General features: G+C 54.8%; 14 protein-coding genes and 1 tRNA gene. 11 read left to right on the top strand and 4 right to left on the bottom strand.

Features of this window, described 5'->3' with window-relative positions; all coding sequences use genetic code 11:
- The first annotated feature begins 4 nt into the window (after positions 1-4).
- Positions 5-457, top strand: a complete 453-nt coding sequence (locus AC27KL_RS13260; protein ID WP_487169998.1) for an ASCH domain-containing protein — start codon at positions 5-7, stop codon at positions 455-457.
- 57 nt (positions 458-514) lie between these two features.
- Complete coding sequence (locus AC27KL_RS13255; RefSeq protein WP_487169997.1) at positions 515-1,390, top strand: endonuclease/exonuclease/phosphatase family protein; 876 nt, start codon at positions 515-517, stop codon at positions 1,388-1,390.
- Positions 1,391-1,443: 53 nt separating this feature from the next.
- On the opposite strand, the gene AC27KL_RS13250 is transcribed toward AC27KL_RS13255, so the two are convergent.
- Positions 1,444-2,241, bottom strand: a complete 798-nt coding sequence (locus AC27KL_RS13250) for a histidinol-phosphatase (RefSeq protein ID WP_487169996.1) — start codon at positions 2,239-2,241, stop codon at positions 1,444-1,446.
- Positions 2,242-2,384: 143 nt separating this feature from the next.
- Here AC27KL_RS13250 and AC27KL_RS13245 point away from each other — a divergent pair, with 143 nt between their 5' ends.
- Both AC27KL_RS13245 and fucU read left to right on the top strand, forming a co-directional pair.
- Entirely contained in the window at positions 2,385-3,245 is an 861-nt protein-coding gene (locus AC27KL_RS13245; RefSeq protein WP_487169995.1) for an AraC family transcriptional regulator, read from the top strand.
- Positions 3,246-3,288: 43 nt separating this feature from the next.
- Positions 3,289-3,714, top strand: coding sequence for an L-fucose mutarotase (gene fucU, locus AC27KL_RS13240; RefSeq protein WP_339323843.1), 426 nt, complete (start codon positions 3,289-3,291; stop codon positions 3,712-3,714).
- A 164-nt stretch (positions 3,715-3,878) separates the two neighbouring features.
- Here fucU and asnB read toward each other — a convergent pair whose 3' ends face one another.
- Both asnB and AC27KL_RS13230 read right to left on the bottom strand, forming a co-directional pair.
- Positions 3,879-5,723 (bottom strand): asparagine synthase (glutamine-hydrolyzing), encoded by a 1,845-nt coding sequence (asnB, locus tag AC27KL_RS13235; protein ID WP_487169994.1) that lies wholly within the window; start codon positions 5,721-5,723, stop codon positions 3,879-3,881.
- A 470-nt stretch (positions 5,724-6,193) separates the two neighbouring features.
- Complete coding sequence (locus AC27KL_RS13230; RefSeq protein WP_036713566.1) at positions 6,194-6,490, bottom strand: magnetosome magnetite crystal formation protein family; 297 nt, start codon at positions 6,488-6,490, stop codon at positions 6,194-6,196.
- A gap of 142 nt (positions 6,491-6,632) precedes the next feature.
- Between AC27KL_RS13230 and AC27KL_RS13225 the strand changes: the two genes are divergently transcribed.
- Positions 6,633-6,706 (top strand) — tRNA-Arg (locus AC27KL_RS13225).
- Positions 6,707-7,871: 1,165 nt separating this feature from the next.
- Here AC27KL_RS13225 and AC27KL_RS13220 read toward each other — a convergent pair.
- Positions 7,872-8,783 (bottom strand): serine hydrolase domain-containing protein, encoded by a 912-nt coding sequence (locus AC27KL_RS13220; protein WP_487169993.1) that lies wholly within the window; start codon positions 8,781-8,783, stop codon positions 7,872-7,874.
- Between the two features lie 495 nt (positions 8,784-9,278).
- Here AC27KL_RS13220 and AC27KL_RS13215 point away from each other — a divergent pair, with 495 nt between their 5' ends.
- From AC27KL_RS13215 to AC27KL_RS13190, 6 genes are all read left to right on the top strand, one after another.
- On the top strand, positions 9,279-10,037 hold the full coding sequence (locus tag AC27KL_RS13215) for an alpha/beta hydrolase (RefSeq protein ID WP_487169992.1): 759 nt from the start codon (positions 9,279-9,281) through the stop codon (positions 10,035-10,037).
- A 20-nt stretch (positions 10,038-10,057) separates the two neighbouring features.
- Positions 10,058-11,014 carry an ABC transporter permease gene (locus tag AC27KL_RS13210; protein ID WP_339323847.1) on the top strand — a complete coding sequence of 319 codons (957 nt, stop codon included), beginning with the start codon at positions 10,058-10,060 and terminating at the stop codon, positions 11,012-11,014.
- A gap of 18 nt (positions 11,015-11,032) precedes the next feature.
- The gene (locus AC27KL_RS13205) at positions 11,033-11,935 is read left to right on the top strand and encodes a carbohydrate ABC transporter permease (protein ID WP_212948027.1); all 903 of its coding nucleotides are present in this window, start codon (positions 11,033-11,035) and stop codon (positions 11,933-11,935) included.
- A 51-nt stretch (positions 11,936-11,986) separates the two neighbouring features.
- On the top strand, positions 11,987-13,585 hold the full coding sequence (locus tag AC27KL_RS13200) for a type 2 periplasmic-binding domain-containing protein (RefSeq protein ID WP_036713575.1): 1,599 nt from the start codon (positions 11,987-11,989) through the stop codon (positions 13,583-13,585).
- A 430-nt stretch (positions 13,586-14,015) separates the two neighbouring features.
- Positions 14,016-16,175, top strand: coding sequence for a glycoside hydrolase family 3 N-terminal domain-containing protein (locus AC27KL_RS13195; RefSeq protein WP_487169991.1), 2,160 nt, complete (start codon positions 14,016-14,018; stop codon positions 16,173-16,175).
- A 118-nt stretch (positions 16,176-16,293) separates the two neighbouring features.
- Positions 16,294-19,656: a GH36-type glycosyl hydrolase domain-containing protein gene (locus AC27KL_RS13190; protein ID WP_487169990.1), complete on the top strand. Its 3,363-nt coding sequence runs from the start codon at positions 16,294-16,296 to the stop codon at positions 19,654-19,656.
- The last annotated feature ends 95 nt before the right edge of the window (positions 19,657-19,751 follow it).

Genomic DNA, 19,751 nt, shown 5'->3' with positions numbered 1-19,751 from the left:
ACGCATGAACGAAGCAGCGCAAGCGTATTGGAATGAATATTGGGACAAGCGGGGCGGGGACAAACCGGAGTCGGTAAGCGCCTGGCCGTTCGGAGCCGATCCGGATCAGCTGGCCCGGCTGGTCATTAGCGGGATCAAAACGGCAACCTGTTCCGCACTCGCCTGTTATGAAGCCGAAGGGGAGCCGCTTCCCGCGGTCGGAGATTACAGCATTATTTTGAATGCCAAGGATCTGCCCGTCGCCATCATCCAAACCGTCGAAGTCAACGTGATGCCGATGAATGAAGTTCCGGAGGAATTTGCCGTGGCGGAAGGCGAGGGGGATCGGACGTATCGGTATTGGCGGGAGGTGCATGAACAATTTTTTACGCAAGAGCTGAACCGGCTTGGTATGGCATTCTCGGACGACATTCCGCTCGTATGCGAACGTTTCCGGCTGGTTGACGTCAAAAGCTAATGTCCCTATGATGGGGAAGATAGGAATCAAAAATCGACATCGATTGGAGTGAGGGGAATGTCTGCAGAGAAAGCGAACCTGGAACTTGACCTGCGCTGCATGTCCTATAACATCAAAAACGCGTACGATCGGGAAGGCGAAAACGTATGGGGCAGCCGCAAGGAGCTGGTGGCGGGGATCATCCGTTTTCACCGGCCGGATCTGGTGGGCATGCAGGAGGTGCTGTACGAACAGCTGGAGGATTTGCAGGCGCTGCTGCCCGAATACGGCTGGATAGGCGTAGGCAGGGAGGACGGCGACAAAGACGGCGAGTTTTCCTGCATCTTTTATCGCAAACAAAGGCTCAAGCCGCTCCGCCAAGATACCTTCTGGCTGTCGGAGCGTCCGGAGGAACCGGGTTCGCTTGGCTGGGACGCCGCTTGCAGAAGGATCGTGACATGGGCTGAATTTCAGGATGGTTATACCGGCAAGACCTTCCTGCATTTGAATACCCATTTTGACCATATCGGCAAGGTGGCCGTCGAGCGAAGCGCCCATTTGATCGTGGACCGGATCAAGGAGCTGGCCGCGGATCGGCCGGCCGTGCTGACGGGCGACTTCAACGTGACTTCCGATTCGGTGCCATACCGCGTCCTCACCGGCCAGGGGCAGCCGGAGCCGGCTATGCTGCGGGATGCAAGCCAAGAGGCGGATTATCGGCATTTCGGGCCAGCGTTTACGTTTCAGGGGTTCGATTCCAGGGAAGTGGCCGCCCGCATGTTTCCCAATTTTTTGCAGTCGCAAGATGAACATGGGATCGAATTCGAAAGCCCGATCGATTTTATTTTCGTTGCCGGCCCGGTGCGCGTGTTGAACTACGGGGCGATCGCGGATCATCAGAACGGGAAAATGCCGTCGGACCATTATCCGGTCGTGGCCGACGTGCGCATTTAATACGGCTGGAATGGGCAAGGCGTGCCGCAGGGGCACGCCTTTTCGGTTTTCGCTTACGGTTCCAGCGGCAGCATGATGCGTTTGCGTTTTTTGAACACGGCCCATTCCCGGTAACCGATGTCGTAGAGCTGCCGGGCGACGGCTTCAAAATGTTCGCCGACGCGTGCCGGTTCATGGGCATCGGAACCGAAGGTGACTTTGACGCCGTAATAAAACGCCCGCTCCAGCAGGTCGGGGCCCGGAACCCACAGGTCGTCCGACGAATTGATCTCCATGGCGACGTCGTGGGCGGCAATGGTGCGCAGCGTGTGTTCGGCCGCTTCCGTATACAGGTTGGAATACCCCGGGAAGTACCGGTTCAATGCGTCCACATGTCCCAAAATATCGAACAGTCCCGTTTCGGCTGAGCGGGAGATGTAGTCGTAGTAGCTGTTTTTCAGTTCGAGCTTGCCCGCTTCCGTCAGCCGCTCCCAATGTTCGGCATCGTACAGGCTGACCCCGGCGAAATCATGGACGGAGCCGATGATGTAATCCAGGGAATAATCATTCAGCACCTTCCGGTATACGTCCACCGAGACGGGAATAAAGTCGGCTTCTACGCCGAGAAGCACCTCGATTTGCCCGGCAAACTCCCGTTTCAGCTCCAGCACTTCGCGAACGTATGCGGGAAACTCCGATGTTGCCATGGCTGCTTCCGGGGCAGGGTGATCTTCCTTTTCGGCGAAAAACGGCGTATGGTCCGAGATGCCGATGAAGGATAAACCGTTGCCGACGGCAGCCGCGATGTAATCGCGAATATGTCCATGGGCATGCCCGCACCGGGCGTGATGCGTATGAAGGTCGAATTTCATGATGATACCTCCGTTCCTGAGTTTGTTCGTCTTGCCACCTACCATAGCGCATGATACGATCATTTTCATTACAAATCTTCGCCTTGATTAGAGTTTTTCTACATATCTTGTCATCGACGCTAGGAAAGGGGGCAGCGGCCGACATGGAATTTTACGAAGCTTCGCGGTTTTACATCGACAGGGAACGGAAAAAGCGCTCCAGCATGCCGACCCGGCATTACCATAACGGATACGAAATTTTTTATCTGGTTTCCGGCGACATCTGTTATTTCATCGGCGATCGGGCCTATCAGGCCGTCAGCGGCGCGCTGTTCGTCATCGATATGAACGAGATTCATAAACTGGTGAATGCCGGCGGGGCAAGCTTCGAGCGGGTGACGCTGGAGTTCAAAAAGGAGTTTTTGGACGATCTGTTTGCGGGAGTAATGCCCGTCGACGTCATGTCGGGTTTTAGCCGCGGACTGCCGTTCATTAAGCTTTCCGTGCAGGAGCGGGGGCTGGTTGAACGTCTTTTTGATCACATGATCCGTGAATTTACGGAAAAGCCCGAAGGATACGAGTCCTGCCTGAAGACGCTGCTGTATCAGCTGCTGCTGCTCATCCGCCGAAAAACGAATGCCGCATCCGCGGAGCAGCCGCTGGTCCATTCCGTCCGCAATAAAACGTTCGAGATCGTCGATTATATCAACCGCCATTATCAGGAAAAGCTGACGATCGCGGATATTGCGCAACGTTATGGCATCAGTCCGTCTTATTTTTGCAAAACGTTCCGCCAAAGCACGGGATATACCTTTACCGAATACGTGAATCATGTGCGCATCAAGGAAGCGAAGGGGCTGCTGGCGGCGGGGAACAACAAAGTGGCGGCGGTGGCCGGCCAGGTCGGTTTCGAGAGCCTGACGCATTTCGGAAGGGTATTCAAGGAAGTGACGGGCATGTCCCCGCTGAAATACCGCCGGCAATATTGTTCCATCCGGGGAGGATTGCCCGGTTCGACATCGTAATTAGTAGGGGATGTGATGTGAAGGACATAAAGGAGGCTTCCTCATGCTGAAAGGGATATCCCCGCTGCTGTCCCCCGAGCTGCTGAAAGTTTTATGCGAGATGGGACACGGCGACGAAATTGTGTTTGCGGACGCGAATTTTCCCGCCGTTTCGACGGCCAAACGCCTGGTCCGCGCGGACGGGCACGGCATTCCCGAGCTGCTGGCGGCGACGCTGGAGCTTTTTCCGCTGAACCGCTATTTAACCCATCCGGTCATGCTGATGCAGGTGACCCCCGGCGATCCGGTGGAGACTCCCGTCTGGGACGTGTACCGGGGCTTGGTGGATCGGGTCGAACAAGGCATCGAATTTGCGGAAATCGAACGTTTCGATTTTTATGAACGCGCCAAAAAGGCTTATGCGGTGGTGGCCACCGGGGAAAAGGCGCTTTACGGCAATTTGATTTTGTCCAAGGGGGTTATCGGTTAAAGCTTTTCTTTCCTATGCAAGTCACTTTCACATCTTAGAAACGGCAAAACGGCAAAAAGCCCGTTCCGGCGAACGGGCTTTTTTGCATGGAGCGCCATGGAGGCGTAACCTCCGATCCCAAACGGATACGATGGTCGAATGAAGCCTGGTGGCGTCGGCGTTATTTATTTGATCGATACATGATAGGTTTTCAGCCAATGGTTGACTTGGGCCAAATAAGCGAACAATTGCGGACCGGACATCAGCTGGCCGAACCAGGGCAAATGCGTTGACGCTTCGGGGGAAGCGGCGATTTCGCGGATTTTATTCCGGTCGATGAGGGGAAGGATCGGCGATGATGGGTCGTCGAGAATGTCGAGCACCTGCTGTTTGACGGCGGCCAGGAAATCGGGGTTATGGGTTTTCGGGTAAGGGCTTTTTTTGCGGTACAACACGTCTTCCGGCAGAACGCCTTCCAGCGCCTTGCGTAAAATGCCTTTTTCGCGGCCTCCGGTCATTTTCATGTCCCACGGGATATTCCACACATATTGAACCAGCCGGTGGTCGCAATACGGTACGCGGACCTCCAAGCCAACCCCCATGCTCATGCGGTCTTTGCGGTCAAGCAGCGTCGGCATGAAGCGGGTAATGTTCAAATAGGACATCACGCGCATTTGCGCCTGTTTGCCGGTTTCGCCGCGCAGCCTGGGCACTTCCCGCACGGCTTCGGCGTAACGGTCCCCGAGGTATTCGAGCGGCCGCGTCCACTCGCGGATTTCGGGAGAAAGCAGGCTTGCGCGCATGTCGGAGGCGACGGCCCACGGAAAAGTGCCCGAATTCAGCATGTCATCGCGGTGAAACCACGGGTATCCGCCGAATATTTCGTCCGCGGCTTCCCCGGAGACGGCGACGGTGGCGCCTTTTTTGATTTCCCGGCAAAACAGGTACAGGGAACCGTCCACGTCCGCCATGCCGGGCAAATCCCGCGTCAAGGTGGAGTTGTTCAGCGACTCGATCAGCTCCGGCGTGTCGAATTCGATGAAATGATGCCTTGTGCCGAGCTCTTCGACCATGCGCTGAATCCACGGAGCATCGGCTCCCGGCTGAAAGGCGTGGGATTTGAAATGTTTGTCGTTGCCGACGTAGTCCACCGAATAGGTATCCATCCGTCCTTGCCCCGTCCGGTTGTAATACTGCACGGCAAGCGCCGTCAGCGCGCTGGAATCGAGGCCGCCGGAAAGCAGCGTGCATACCGGCACATCGGAGACAAGCTGCCGCTCCAGCGTATCTTGAAGGAGCTCGCGCAGCCGCGCGGCGGTCGTTTCGGTATCTTCTTCGTGCCGGTAACTGTCCAGCTTCCAGTACGGATACGTGCGCAAACCTTGGCGGCTAAATATCATCGCGTGCCCCGCGCGCAGCTCCTGGATGTCGCGGTATACGCCTTGCCCCGGCGTACGTGCCGGTCCGATGATGAAAATTTCCGCCAAACCTTCCGGCCCGACGACCGGTTCGACTTTGGGATGCTGAAGCAGCGCTTTGGGTTCGGAGCCGAAGATGAAGGTGCCGCCGATCAGGCTGTAGAAAAACGGCTTGACGCCCAATCGGTCGCGGGCCATGAAGACCTGTTCCCGCACGCTGTCCCAGATGGCAAAAGCAAAAATGCCGTTAAACTTGTCGACGCAAGCAGGCCCCCATTCGATGTAGGAGACCAAAAGAACTTCCGTGTCGCAATTCGTCCGGAAGTGATGTCCTCTTTTTCTCAGTTCCTGCTTGAGCTCGGCCGCGTTGTACAATTCCCCGTTATATACTATGGTGTATAAATCCTCATCATCGTATACAAGCATGGGCTGTGCCCCGTTTTCCGGATCGATGACGCTGAGCCTCCGATGCCCGAAGGCGCAGGGGCCCGAAATCCAGGTTCCCGAGGCATCCGGTCCCCTTGGTGTCAAGGTTTCCGTCATTTTTACGAGAGTCTGCGAATGCTGCGTCAAATCGCCGCTCCATTCAATAAAACCGGTTATTCCGCACATGACGGATCATCCTTTCTTTTGCAAATTCCTCATTTTTCTGAAAGTGATACAGTTATATGCCGAAGAAGGGCATTAAATGTCTGTCCGGGCGCAGGTCGCCGCCAGAACTTGTCACAAGAAGCGGGATGATGTCGCGGGATGGAACGGTTATTTCCGCTGCCGTTTGCCCAAGAAGAGCTGTAAGGCGAGCCAGATATTGAAGGTCATAGCGGTTTGCATCCCATCCCATACTATGCTTAGGGGGGTGAGCGAAAGTGGCAACGACGTACAAAAAGACGAAAGGCAACAAGTATGCCCACCAGACTGAATTTGCTGACGAAGTCCTGAGTAAAAACGACAGAAATTTGGCTGTTCCGCAAAACCCAAGACGATTTGGCAATAAGTAGGTACCCCTGAAAACGCAAAAACCTCCGGGCGATCGGAGGTTTTTGGGTTGGATAATGTTACATATAATGGAAGGGATTTTTCGGCTACGCGTATTCGCGAAGGACTTGAATGCCTTTGACGATGTTGTAGATGAACGTTCCGAAGTAGATGATGATGAACAAAATGATATATCCAAGCACCGAGCCTAAATGCTCCGCGCCGAACGTAAGAAAAAGCAGCGGTAAGGCCGCGACGAAAGGAAGGATGTGCGAGATCAGCGCCCGTTTCGAATGCATGGCGACATACGAATCTTCCCTGCATGCGATCCAGATGATAAGGGGGAGGAGAAACGGTGCGAAAAAGATGCTGAAATACGATAAGGCCGACAGCAATTGACGCATTGCAAAAACTCCTTTGACGTGGGTTTGCTGTTATCATATTACCCCGCGAAGATGGCGATGATTCATTTTTAAAAATTTCCCTTTGAATTTTCCGAAAAATGCGCTATAATAATAAACGCATCGCTTTTCTATTACATAACAAGTCCCAGTAGCTCAGCAGGATAGAGCAACGGCCTTCTAAGCCGTCGGTCGGGGGTTCGAATCCCTCCTGGGACGTACAAAGCCACTCGTTGAGAGTGGCTTTTTTAATTTCCGAGGGATTCGAACCGGGTTCGTCGGAGGATCATCGGGAGCATAAGCTTCGCAGTCAGCCCGAAGGGATGTACCCCGACTTGGGACGGGTGCCACTCGTTGAGAGTGGCTTTTTAAATTCCGAGGGATTCGAACCGGGTTCGTCGGAGGATCAGCTTCGGGAGCATAAGCTTCGCAGTGAGCCCGAAGGGGTGTACCCCGACCTGGGACGGGTGCCACTCGTTGAGAGTGGCTTTTTAAATTCCGGGGGATTCGAACCAGGTTCGTCGGAGGATAAGCTTCGGGAGCATCAGCTTCGCAGTCAGCCCGAAGGGATGTACCCCGACTTGGGACGGGTGCCACTCGTTGCGAGTGGCTTTTTAAATTTCCGGGGGATTCGAACCGGGTTCGTCGGAGCATTAACATCGGGAGCATCAGCTTCGCAGTCAGCCCGAAGGGGTGTACCCCGACCTGGGACGTGTGCCACTCGTTGAGAGTGGCTCAGATTGTCGAGAAACCCACGTCTTGGAGACGCTGGGTTTCTCTTTTTTTCTTTGCAGTTGCTAAAATGCCAAAGCAAAGCCCTTAAAAAAAGTTGTCTGACAGTCCAGTAAAAAGACCATTGAACGCAAAGAGATATAAGGAACCATGGAGACCAATTGAATGTGAGGAGATGTAGGGAATCGAGGGTACAATTGGACGCGAAGAGTTGTAGTCAAGGTGAGGAGGCAAGTCAAAGTAGGGAAGTAAATTTCTAACGATTGCCACAGCGGTTAATGCCGGGAATATGGAGGTTATGATCTTTTAACGGTTCTGGTTGACGTTATTAGGGCATTTGGGCCGAGTTTCATACGGTAATTTTCCAAATAAGCTCATTGGTAACCGTTAGAACTTACAGAGAACCATTTTAAGCAACATAGGCGCTGTCACAACCGTTAGAATTTGAGAACAGCTTACGCGCAGTGATCCACTTCACCGAACGAAATGTTCATCGCACTACCCCCTTTCGGGAGGTGCGCCCACTCAAGGCGTGTATGTACCCCCCATATTAAACTGTATACCGCTTATCTATAGCCGCATCCGCAAAGAAGCCAGCCGAAAATCCGGCTGGCTTCTTCGCAATCCGCTGCAAAATCCTCATTTCTCCCCATTACAGCTGCGGCAAAATTTCCGCCCATACGGCATCAAGAATCCCTTGAATGTCGTCTTCCTCGCTGTTGACCGCGATCACGGCGTTTTTGCCGGGAATCACCACGCACAGCTGCCCGTGCGCGCCGTCGGCACGGTAAGCGTCATGCCTGCACATCCAGAACTGGCAGCCGTAACCCTGGCTCCAATCCGGGCTGCCCTCGTTGTCGATCTGCTTGCGGGTCGCAAATTCGATCCATTCCGCGGGCACCAGCTGCTTGCCTTCCCACATCCCTTTCTGCAAAAGAAGCTGCCCGAACCGGCTGAGCTCCTCGTTGCTGATGGAAAGTCCCGCGCATCCGAGCGTTACGCCAAGCGGGGAGGTCTCCCAACTGACGTCCTGTATGCCAAGCGGCTCGAACAAGCGGGGCGTCAAATAATCTTTGACGGTTTCGCCGACAGCGGCTTGCACCAGGGCGGAGACCACGAACGTGTCGCCGCTGCTGTACGTGAATTTTTCCCCTTGAGGCCTGTCCAGCGGCAAGGACATATAATATTTCACCCAATCCTTTTCCTGGAGGGACGCTCTTTCTTCGGCCCACAGCGGGGGCGAATCATGGCCCGAAGACATCCGGAGCAGATTGTACAGCGTCAATTCCCCGGGCTGCATGTCCGCGGGCGCGCCAACATGCCCTCCGACATGCTGCGGAAAAAAATCTTGAAGCTTTGCGTCGAGGGACAGCTTGCCTTCGGCAATCGCGAGCCCTACCGCCATGCACGTGAAGGATTTGCTCACCGAGTGCTGCAGCCGACGCTCATCCCGGGTCAAGTCCCATGCCGCGGCAGGCGCTCCATGTTGAAGCACGCGCGCCGAAAGCACGTTTAAACGTTGGCTCGATACGCGATCCACGAAACCGGATAACGATATGGACATGTTAAGCCTTCTTTCTTCTTCATAGAAACGTTTCCATGATATTCTTTTAAACTAGAATTTATTACAAGAGAATGCCCCTGTCAACTTCGCTCCGGCAATCGCCTTCCTGCTGAAATCGAGACCAGAAATGGATCGTTTTGGTAGAATGATGAACATTCCATGTCATGGAAAGAGGTTTTAGAAAAAGATAGTTGACATGTGGTGACAAGGGGATTATGATGTTATCGAAACGATTCGAATGAATCGCTTACAAACTAAAAAAACGGTCTATACGAAATACTGGAACAATGGATTGCCAGAGGCTCTAAGGTCGAACATTACAGGAAAATGGGCATTATTTGGACGTTTGAGGGAGAGGTTTGAGCATAAAAGAAACGTTTCGCCAAGTCGTCCGAAATTTTTGTCGAATTTTGCAAGTTTAATCAATGACGAAAGACAATAAAGCCAATTTTGCAACTGTATGTTATAAAACGACGCGATTGAAAGGGGTTACATATGGCGCATTTAACGATTGATACCGGCTCGCCTGCCTTGCGGATGACCACCAACATTCATGTCATCTCGCCCGTCGATGCCGGCGTTCCGGCAAGCAGCACGCTTTATCTTCTTCACGGGGCCGGGGACAACGCCAGTACATGGCACCGCCTGACGACGATCGAGCTGTATGCGGCCAAATACGGCTGCACGGTCATCATGCCGGAAGCCAACCGAAGCTACTACACGGACATGGAATACGGTCTCGAATATTTCCGCTACGTGACGCAGGAGCTTCCGGACCTTTGCGGCCGGCTGCTCCGGCTGAACGAAGATCCCGGAAAAAGCTACGTGGCCGGCTTGTCGATGGGCGGGTACGGTGCTTTGAAATGCGCCCTGACCTATCCGGACCGGTATGCGAAAGCGGTATCCTTATCCGGCGTTACCGATATCCAAAAGCGACTCCGCGATCCGAACATGGAAGCGGGGATGGCGAAGGAGATGCAGGCGGTATTCGGACCGGACCTTCAGGTCAAGCCGGACCAGGACTTGTACGCGCTGGCTGCGAAACGTATCGACGAAGGCGGGCCGCTCCCTTCGGTCCTTTGCTGCTGCGGAACCGAAGATCCTTTTATCGGGATGAACCGGGAGTTCGCCGATTACATGCGGAACACGCCGTTCGAATTCGCGTACGTGGAAGGCCCGGGAGCCCATGATTGGCTTTTCTGGGAAAGGCACCTGAAAACGGCTTTCGACTTCCTGTTCAACGAAAAGAAATAAGTAGAGTGAGGCGATGCAAATTGAAACCCGCAGCCTTAGGGCCTGACAAAAAATTACGAGCGCGTTCCGCGACTCCTTGGTACAAGGAAATCTGGAAGCACCGAATGACCTATACCCTGCTGATTCCCGGCCTGGTTTGGTTGATTTTGTTCGCTTACCTGCCGATGGGCGGTCTGTCGCTGGCGTTCAAGCACTACAAGGCCAATGAGGGCATTTGGGGAAGCCCTTGGGTCGGCTTCGAAAACTTCAAATACGTCTTCCGCGACCCAACCTTCGCGCAGGCCGTGTGGAGAACGCTGTACGTCAACATCATCAAGCTGGTCATCACGTTCCCGTTCCCGATCCTTCTTGCGCTGCTGCTGAACGAGCTGCGGATGCGCAAAACGAAAAAGCTGTTCCAAACGGTATTTACGTTTCCGCAGTTTTTGTCCTGGATCATCGTTTCCGGGATCGTCATCAACGTGCTTTCCTATGACGGATTGCTGAACAGCGCGCTGCAGCTGATGGGGCTGCCTACGATCAACTTCCTGGGCTCGGAAAACATGTTCCTGCCGATGCTGATTCTCACCGACATCTGGAAGTCGACCGGCTGGGGCGCGATCATCTTCCTGGCGGCCATTTCCGGCATCGACCAGGACCAGTACGAATCGGCCCAAATCGACGGCGCTTCGCGGATGCAGCAAATTTTCAAAATTACGCTGCCGAACATTCTTCCGACCGTAACCGTCATGTTCATTCTTAACGTGGGCGGTTTGATGTCCGCGGGCTTCGACCAGATCTTCAACTTGGCGAACGCAGCCACGCAAAACGTGTCCCAGGTGCTCGACGTATACATCTACCGCATTACGTTCCAGTCCTCGACGGACTTCTCGTTCTCGACCGCCGTCAGCTTGTTCCGTTCCCTGGTGAACATGATCCTGCTGCTGGCCGCCGACCGAGTGGCTAAAATGATGGGCGGAGACGGCTTGTTCCGCTAGGAAAGGAGTGAATAACAGATGAGTACCGCTACCGCAAAACGGCATAAATACCGGATCGGCAAAATGACCTTTCTCGACTATGCGCTGCTGGTCGTCCTGATCATTTTGTCCTTGATGATCCTCATCCCGTTCATCAACGTGATCGCGATTTCGTTCGCTTCGCAAAAAGAATACGCCGATAACCCGATGATGCTGTTTCCGAAGCATCCGACGCTGGACGCTTATAAGGCGTTGTTGAATGACGGAAGGATTTTGACGGGCTTCTGGAATACGATCAAAATTCTCGTCGTCGGGCTGCCGCTCAGCTTGTTCCTGACAAGCACGATGGCCTACGGCCTGAGCCGGGACAAGTTTCCGGGCAAAAAGCTGATCTTTTTCCTGGTTCTGTTCACCATGATTTTCAACGGCGGGATCGTGCCGCTTTACCTGGTCATGAAGTCGCTTCACCTGACCGGTACCTTGTGGTCCGTCATCCTGGTGGGCAGTTTCAGCGCCTTCAACATGATCCTGATGATGAACTATTTCCAAGGCCTCCCGGAATCGCTGATGGAATCCGCCAGACTCGACGGAGCCGGGGAATGGAAGATCCTGTTCTCCATCGTGCTGCCGCTGGCCGCGCCGATCATGGCAACGATTACGCTGTTCTACGGCGTCGCCTTCTGGAACGGATGGTACGACGCGATGATTTTCCTGCGAAAGGCGGAGATGCTGCCGCTGCAAAACGTCCTAAGAACGATCATCGTCGAATCCTCGACAAACGTTTCGAACGCGTCCAGCGTGGACGCCCTGAACAAATCCGGTTTTTCCACGGGAATGAAGATGGCTTCGGTTTTCGTATCGATGGTGCCGATTATGTGCTTCTTCCCGATGCTGCAAAAGCACTTCGCCAAAGGGGTGTTGACAGGGGCTATCAAGACCTGATTACACAATAGATTTTTAATTGCAAAAATCTGATCAAAGTGGGGGAAAAACATGAACACCAAAAAGCTGCTTAAACCTCTCCTGGCCGTCGCGCTGTCGGCGGTTATGGTGACGGTCACTGCCTGCTCGAAAGACTCGGCATCATCCGGCGGCAACGAAAAAGACGCGGACGGCAACTACAAGGACAAGCTGAAAATCTCCGTCGCGCAGACGACCGAAGTGAAGGACGGCGTGCTGGACAACGAATTCCACAAATATTGGATGGACAAGTTTAACGTCGAGTGGGATTACAACTACGTGCAATGGGATTCCTGGCCGGAAAAACTCCGCCTGTGGATCAACTCCGGCGACCTGCCTGACGTGGCAAGCTGGAACTACGTGCATGGCGATTTCATGAATTACGTGGACCAAGGACTTTTGTACAAATTCCCGGATGACTGGAAGGAACGCTGGCCGAACGTAGCCGCAGCCTACAAGCTGACGGGCCTTGGCGACAAACTGGAAGAGCTGACGGGCGGCACGTACATTCTGCCGAAACCGGTCTACTACCAAAACAAACCGGCCGACCCGCTCGTGAACCAAATCGGCGTCATCGCGCTGCGCAAAGACTGGGCGAAAGCCGTCGGATTCGAGCTGAAGGACGCATACACGACAAGCGAGCTGATCCATTATGCCGAGCTGATCAAAGAGAAGGATCCGGGCAAACTGGGCTCCAAGCTGGTTCCGATGTCTTATAACGCGGACGATGCCCTGACGAACATCATCATGGCCAACAGCGAACACTCCCGCGTGGAATCCGCATTCTACAGAGGCGAAGACGGCAAATTCCATTGGGGTCCGGCGGATCCGGAAACGTTGACCGGCCTGAAGCTGATGCAAAAAGCGTATAAAGAAGGCCTGCTGAATCCTGAGTTTTACACATGGAAAAACAACGAAGGCACCGACAACTTCAGAGTCAAAGGCGTAGCCGGCATCATGTCCCTCGGCGGCCTGGCTTCGTACAGACAGGATCTGGACAAAAACATGCAGAAAAACCTGGGCGTCAGCAGCGACGATCTGGTCCACACGGCCATCGTTCTCGGCGATGACGGCAAATACCGCAACCTGGAGCAGGTCAATTTCTGGTCGTCCCTGATCTTCTCGCCGAACATCAGCCAAGAGAAGTTTGAACGCATCATGGACATCCTCGATTACTCGACAAGCAAAGAAGGACAATTGCTCGTCAACATGGGCTTCGAGGGCAAAGATTGGAAATACGACGACAAAAACGAGCTGGTCAGCCTGCTTCCGGAAGGAACGACGCTCGAAGACAAATATCCTGCGCGTTTTGAAGGCCTGTATGTCCTGGGCGACGACTTCAGCGTCGTGAACCCGGCGATCAAAAAGGAATACCGCGACCGTGCCGTGCAGCTTTTCCAAGAAAAAGCGAAACTCGGCAAAGAAGGCGGCAAGCTGGCGACTTACGATTGGGACGTACAGCTGTATGATTCCAAAGCTAAAAGCCAAGCAACGTTCGAATATCAAAACGAGTATGCCAACCTGATTCTGCAAAGCGGCGATCTGGAAACCAACTGGAAGAAATGGGTGCAAAGCAAGCAATCCCTCGTTCAACCGGTGCTGGATGAATTGAACAGCAAATTCGCCAAGTAAAGATATCTCAAAAAAGGACGATGGGCGAGGGGGTTGATCTTGACCCCAACCCCCCCCGTCCGTGAACCCGGTGTGCAGCATTAGGGTGCAGCCGGGTTCTTCTCTTCATGACGGCCGGAAAACCCTCTATTTTCCAGCAGGGACGGCGGGCTTCCGGCCCCGTGAAAGAGACGAAGTCATCCCATCTCTTCTGATTGAGGAGTTTGCACAAGCGGATGGAAACAAAAATCTATCCGTCCTGCCCGCTTCCGGGGCGGCGGATGTTGCGCAAGCTCCTGAGAAAGAAGAAAGAATGCCGGAGTCTCCAACGGCCCGCGGCGTTCTATAAATCTTTCATATATAATGAAGCAATTTTCGGCCCAGGCGCCTGTACAGCAAAAAAAGAGAAAAAACCCGCTTGAATGTTTGAGCAGGTAGTGGAGGGAACTGTATGGATATTCAGCAATTAAAAGGCTTTATACAACAAATGACGCTGGAAGAGAAAATCGCTCAATTGCTTCAGCTTACCGCCCATTTTCACGAAGGCACGGACAACGAAGGTCAAGTGACCGGACCGATGGAGGAAATGGGAATTACCGAGCCGATGGTTACCGGCAGCGGTTCCGTGCTTGGCCTTTCCGGGGCGCAGGCGGTCATCGACGTGCAGCAATCGTACCTGAAAAAAAGCCGGCTGGGAATCCCGCTGATGTTTATGGCGGACGTCGTGCATGGTTTTAAAACGATTTTCCCGATCCCGCTCGCCATCGGCTGCTCCTGGGATTTGGAGCTGGCGGAGAAAAGCGCGGAAATCGCCGCCAAAGAGTCGGCCGTATCCGGCATTCACGTGACGTTTGCGCCGATGGTCGATCTTGTGCGCGATCCGCGCTGGGGAAGAGTCATGGAAACGACCGGAGAGGATCCTTATCTCAACGGATTGTTTGCCCGCGCCTTCGTCAGAGGTTATCAAGGAAGCAATTTGAAAGAAGAAACCGACCGGCTGGCGGCTTGCGTGAAACACTTTGCGGCTTACGGCGCGCCGGAGGGCGGACGGGACTACAATACGGTCAACATGTCCGAGCGGCAGCTTCGCGAGCAATATTTGCCGGCCTATAAAGCGGCGCTTGACGAAGGCTGCGAAATGGTCATGACATCGTTTAACACGGTGGACGGCATTCCGGCGACCGGCAACGAAAAACTGATGCGCGGCATTTTGCGCGACGAATGGGGATTCGACGGCGTGCTGATCTCCGACTGGGCGTCCATTCGGGAGATGATCGCGCACGGCGCGGCCGAAGACGACCGCGAAGCGGCATACCGTGCGATCCGGGCCGGCGTCGACATCGAGATGATGACCCCTTGTTACGTCCGCCATTTGCCGGAGCTCGTGGAGAGCGGCAAGGTGGATGAAGCGCTCATCGACGAAGCCGTATTGCGCATCCTGTGCCTGAAAGACAAACTCGGACTTTTTGAAAATCCGCTTCGCGCGGCAGACCCGGAGCGCGAGAAGGAAATTCTTTTCTGCGAGGAACATCGCCGGGTTTCCTATGAGCTGGCTGCCAAATCGAGCGTTCTCCTCAAAAACGACGGCGTGCTGCCGCTGCGAAAGGATGCCCGCGTCGCCTTGATCGGCCCGTTCGCGGAAAGCAACGATATCCTCGGCTGGTGGTCCTGCGTAGGGGAGAAGGAAGATGCGGCTCCGCTCGCTTCGGCGCTCAAGGAACGTTTCGCCGGAACTCTTGCCGTCAGCGAAGGCTGCGGCATCGACAGCATGACGCCGGAGCAGCTGGAGGCGGCGCTCGAAACGGCCCGCAGCGCCGACATCGTCGTGTTGGCCCTTGGCGAAGAATCCGCGATGAGCGGCGAAGGCGGCTCCAGAACGAACATCCGCCTGCCTCAGGCGCAGCTCGAGCTGGCGGAGCAGCTGAAGGCGCTCGGCAAGCCGATGGCAGCCGTCATTTTCAACGGCCGTCCGCTTGATTTGCACGGCATATTCGACGAGGCCGATGCGGTGCTTGAAGCCTGGTTCCCGGGCAGCGAAGGCGGGGCGGCGATCGCCGACATTTTGACCGGCCGCGTGAACCCGTCCGGCCGTCTGACGATGTCCTTCCCGCAATCGGTAGGCCAAGTGCCTGTATACTACAACCATTTTAATACGGGACGCCCGATGGATCCTTCCAAATCGGACGAACGTTACGTATCCAAATATATCGACAGCCCTAACGATCCGCTGCTGCCGTTCGGGTTCGGCCTTTCGTACACGAGCTTCGAATACAGCGATTTGACCCTGTCGAGCCCGGAAATGAAGGCGGATGAACCGATCACGGTGCAAGTGAAGGTAACCAATACGGGAGAACGGGCCGGAATCGAAACGGTTCAATTGTACGTTCGCGACGTGGCGGGAGAGGTCGTCCGTCCGCTCCGCGAGCTTAAAGGGTTTGAACGGTTGGAGCTTCAGCCGGGCGAGAGCCAAACCGCCACCTTCACGTTGACGGAAGAGCAGCTGCGGTACCATCATTCCGATCTCGGTTTCGCAAGCGATCCCGGTTCCTTCCGGGTATTCGTGGGGGCGAACAGCCGCGACACGCTGGAAGCGTCCTTTAAGCTGGTTTAATCGAAACAGGTGAACGTGAATGAAGGCGGACCGTGCGAGGGGCCTGACGGCCTCTCCGGCACGATCCGGACACCGCGCTCGCAGGTTTATTTCAAGGGTTAGGAGGAATTAACAACATATGACAGCCACGATTACGAACTCTAAGCTAAACATCCAAGCGGGTGATTTGAGCTTTACCTTTTGGGAAAGCGGCGATTTGCACCAGGCTCTAAGCGGCCAAACCATGATAAACCAACTGGTGGCAAGCCCGATCGAAGGAGCTTTGAATAACCTGTACCTGCGTATTCACCGCGAGTCGGGCATTTCGTTTTACCCTCTGCTCGGCATCCGTTCCCAAAGCAAAGTAAGCGCCGGGCAACGCCGGATTCTTTGGGAAGGCAGCGCCGACGGCGTCGAATACCGCGTGACTTTTGCCGTGTCTCCGCTCGGCGTCTGGTTCTGGGACGTGGTCGCCCGGGGCGAAGGGGTAAGCATCGACATCATCTACGGACAGGATCTCGGCAATGCCGACATCGGGGCGGTGCGCAGCAACGAAGCCTATTTGTCCCAATATATCGACCATACCGTTTTCGAGGACGATGATTTCGGTTACGTCGTTTGCTCCAGACAAAACATGCCGCAAAGCGGCGGCGCGTTCCCTTATATCCAGCAAGGCGCCTTGACGCGCGCTACCGGCTATTCGACGGACGGCTTTCAATTTTTCGGCTTGTCCTACAAGGAAACAAACGTGCCTTCCTGTCTAAGCAAGGCCGGGCTGGCCAATGAAATCTATCAATACGAGTTTGCGTACACGGCGCTGCAATCCGAGCGGGTGACGCTTGACGGCGAAGCGCGTTTCGTATTTTACGGCCTGTTCAAAGAAAACCATGCGGCCGCGGTAACCGAGCTCGAGTATAAAGCCGAGGTTCAGCAGGCTTGGGAGGCTTATTTGGCCGAAGGCGAAAAGGACACGCTGCGGCAGCTGCCTGCCGTTCGGTTTAACGGAACCATCGGCGAACCGCTGCAAACCCTCTCCATGTCGGCGGAGGAAATCGATGCGCGTTTCCCGGAACATAAGAGACAACAGGAAGAACGCGAAGGCGGACAGCTCCTTTCGTTTTTCACGGATTCCTATGAACATATCGTATGCAAAGAAAAAGAATTGCTGGTTGAACGTCCGCACGGCCATATTTTGATGAGCGGGAACAACGTTGAATTCGGGGCAACGGTCATCACGACCACGTCTTACATGTACGGCATTTTCAACTCGCATCTGGTCGTGGGCAACACGAACTTCAACAAAATGATGAGCAACGCCCGAAACGCGCTAAACGTGCCGAAAACGGCCGGACAGCGGATTTACGTCGAAGTGGACGGGCAATACCGGCTGCTGACGATGCCCTCGCTGTTCGAAATCGGCTTTAACTATGTGCGCTGGTATTACAAAACGACGGGCGACATGCTGATCATCACGAACTTTACGACCGTGGACACGCCGGAAGTGCGGCTGAACGTTCGTTCCGAAAGCGGTAAGGCGTATCGTTTCCTCGTGACAAGCCAAGTGACGATGAACGTCAACGAATACGAAGCGCCGGTTCGCATGACGAACGAAAACGGCGTCCTTACCTTCTTCGGCGGGCAGGATGACATCCGCAAGGAAGCCTACCCGAACTTGCAATACCGCATGCGGCTGGATGGCGCCGCAGCCGAGATCGGCGACGAGACCGTGCTTGCGGAAGGCGTACCGGCCGGCTGCGCGTCGCTCTATACGATGCAAATCGAGGCAACCCGCGAGTGGACCCTGACGGTGCAAGGTTTGCTGAACGGCGAACAGATTCCGGCCGAAGACAAAAACGCCGAGGAAGAGATCACCAAATATCGCGATTTCTACCGGGAGGTCATGAACGGATTCCGCCTTACCGGCGGGGACGGAACCGAGGGCGCCGACTTCTTCAAAGTGAACGCGCTGGCTTGGTGGTACACGCATAACATGCTCGTCCATTATTCGGTTCCGCATGGCCTGGAGCAATACGGCGGCGCGGCATGGGGAACGCGCGACGTGTGCCAGGGACCGTCGGAGTACTTCATGGCCACGCAAAAATTCGGTCAGGTCCGGGATATTTTACTTACCGTATATTCCCATCAATACGAGGATGACGGAAACTGGCCGCAGTGGTTCATGTTCGACCGGTATGCCCCGGTGCAGCAGGAAGAGAGCCACGGCGACATTATCGTCTGGCCGCTCAAGGTGCTCAGCGATTATTTGACGGCTACGCGGGATTACAGTATTTTGAAGGAAAAGGTTTCCTATACCGTTAAAGGAAGCTTCAAGTTCACGGAACAAACCTACACGCTGCTCGAGCATGTGCATAAGGAAATCGGCTACATCCGCAGCCACTTCCTGCATGATACGTATTTGTCGTCTTACGGCGACGGGGACTGGGACGACACCCTGCAGCCGGCGAACGCCCAGCTCAAGAAATACATGGTCAGCAGCTGGACGGTGGCCCTGACGTACCAGACGTTTACCCAGCTGTCCGCGGCGCTGCTGGCGGAAGAGCCGTCCTTTGCGGCGGAGCTGCAGAAAATGGCGGACGGCATCAAACGCGATTACCACCGGTATATGCTGCAAACCGACGTTATTCCGGGATTCCTCTACATGGAAGACCCTGCCGACGCCAAGCTGATGCTGCATCCGACGGACACCGAAACGGGCATCCAATACCGCCTGCTGCCGATGACGCGCAGCATGATCGCGGAACTGCTCGATCCGGAGCGCGCAAAATCGCATTACGCATTGATCAAGGAAAAGCTGTTCTTCCCTGACGGCGTTCGTTTGATGAACCGTCCCGCCCAGTACGCCGGAGGCGTCAGCACGCATTTCAAACGGGCGGAGCAGGCTTCGAATTTCGGACGCGAGGTTGGGCTTCAATATGTCCATGCCCACATCCGGTTCATCGAAGCGATGGCGAAGCTGGGACATGCGGACGACGTATGGAACGGGCTTAACGTCATTAACCCGGTGGGCATCCGCGACGTCGTGCCGAATGCGGAGATGCGGCAGAGCAACGCGTATTTCAGCAGCTCGGACGGCAAGTTCAACAACCGCTACGAGGCGCAGACGCATTTTGACGACCTGCGCAGCGGCAAGGTGCAGGTGAAAGGCGGATGGCGGATTTATTCCAGCGGTCCGGGGATTTACATGAACCAGCTGATTTCGAATGCCCTCGGCATTCGCCAGGACCAAGGCGGACTGACGATCGACCCTGTGCTGCCGGCATCGCTGGACGGAATGCATTTCGATTTCGAATACGACGGGGTGAAGGTTACCTTCGTTTATCATATATCCGGCGCTTCCGTCAGCCGCGTGACGCTAAACGGCAATCCGCTCCAGGCGGAGCGGGTGGCCAATCCTTACCGCGAGGGCGGCTTGCGCATCAGCAAGGAAGCCTTTGAGCAGGCGATGAAGGACGATCATAACGTCGTTGAAATTTTTATGTAAATTTTTAGGCGATCTTAACGGATCGCCATTTTCCATAGGATCCAATTCATCCAAGAATGAACGGGATTTTGCGGGAAAGGGGCGCCAGCAGGCGC

Source organism: Paenibacillus sp. YAE3, assembly GCF_057546105.1.
The sequence above is the reverse complement of the archived record's forward strand: the minus strand, read 5'-3'. Positions and strand labels throughout refer to the sequence as shown.